At 72.6% G+C, this 1557-nt stretch carries 1 protein-coding gene; it reads left to right on the forward strand.

All coding sequences use genetic code 11. The features are described from left to right. Positions 1-1557: type I polyketide synthase (locus ABDW21_RS16880; RefSeq protein WP_343710783.1), on the forward strand; the 1557-nt coding region annotated here is incomplete at both ends.

Consider the following 1557-nt stretch of genomic DNA (forward strand, 5'->3'; position numbering starts at 1 on the left):
GGCGGGCAGCGCCGTGCCGGCGGGCAAGACCGTGTTCGTGTTCCCCGGCCAGGGCTGCCAATGGCTCGGCATGGGCGCGGGGCTGCACGCCGCCTACCCGGCGTTCGCCGAGGCGTTCGACGCCGCCGTCGGCGAGTTGGACCGCCATCTGCTACGCCCGCTGCGCGACGTGATGTGGGGGCACGACGAAAACCTGCTCAACACCACCGAATTCGCACAACCGGCGCTCTTCGCGGTTGAAGTGGCGCTGTTCCGGCTGCTCGAATCCTGGAGTGTGCGGCCTGATTTCGTGATGGGCCACTCGGTTGGCGAGCTGACCGCCGCGCACGTCGCCGGAGTGCTCTCGCTGGAGAACGCGGCGGCCCTGGTCGCCGCCCGCGGCCGCTTCATGCAGGCGCTGCCCGCCGGCGGCGCCATGATCGCGGTCGCAGCGACCGAAGCCGACGTGTCGCCGCTGCTCACCGGCGGTGTCAGTATCGCGGCGGTCAACGGCCCGGCGTCGGTGGTGCTGTCCGGCGCCGAGGACGCGGTCACCGCCGTCGCCGATGAGCTGCGCCAGCAGGGCCGCAGAACCCACAGACTGGCCGTCTCGCACGCTTTCCACTCCGCGCTGATGGAGCCGATGATCGCCGAATTCGCCACGGTTGCAAGGGCGCTCACCGTCGGGCAGCTCACCGTCGGGCAGCTCACCGTCGGGCAGCTTACCGTCGGGCAGCCCGCCATCCCGGTCATCTCCAACGTGACCGGCCAGGTGGCCGGGGCGGACTTCGGGTCGGCGCAGTACTGGGCGCGCCACATCCGCGAGGCGGTGCGCTTCGCCGACAGCGTGCGTTGCGCGCAGTCGGCCGGAGCCCGTCGTTTCCTCGAAGTCGGTCCCGCCGGCGGCCTGACGAGCTCCATCGACGAGTCGCTGCCCGACGCCGACATCGTGGCGGTTCCGATGCTGCGCAACGACCGTCCCGAGCCGGCCAGTGTGATGACGGGGATCGCGCAGGCTTTCGTGTCCGGCCTGGCGGTGGACTGGCGGGCCGCGCTGCCCGGCGCGGGGTTCGTCGAGCTGCCGACGTATGCCTTTGAGCGGCGGCGGTTTTGGCTCTCCGGCGACGGCGGAGCTGTGGACGCCGCGGGCCTGGGGTTGCGGTCCGGTGAACACGCGGTTCTGGGGGCGGTGGTGGAGCTTCCGGACTCCGGCGGGGTGGTGCTGACCGGCCGGCTCTCCGCCGCGTCGCACCCATGGCTGGCCGATCACGCCGTCGGCGGCGTGGTGCTCTTCCCGGGGGCCGGGTTCGTCGAGTTGGCGATCCGCGCCGGCGACGAGGTCGGTTGCGGCGTCGTCGACGAGCTGACGCTGGCGGCGCCCTTGGTGCTGCCCGCCGCCGGTTCGACGGCGGTGCAGGTGATGGTGGGCGCCGCCGGGGAATCGGGTTCCCGCGGGGTGTCGGTGTTTTCGCGCGCCGACGGCAGCTGGATCTGCCATGCTGAGGGGGTGCTGCGGCCGGCGCCGGTGCGGCCTGCGGCCGATTTGTCGGTGTGGCCGCCGGCTGGTGCGGTGGCTGT

Source organism: Mycobacterium sp., assembly GCF_039583805.1.
In the GTDB taxonomy this organism is placed as follows: domain Bacteria; phylum Actinomycetota; class Actinomycetes; order Mycobacteriales; family Mycobacteriaceae; genus Mycobacterium.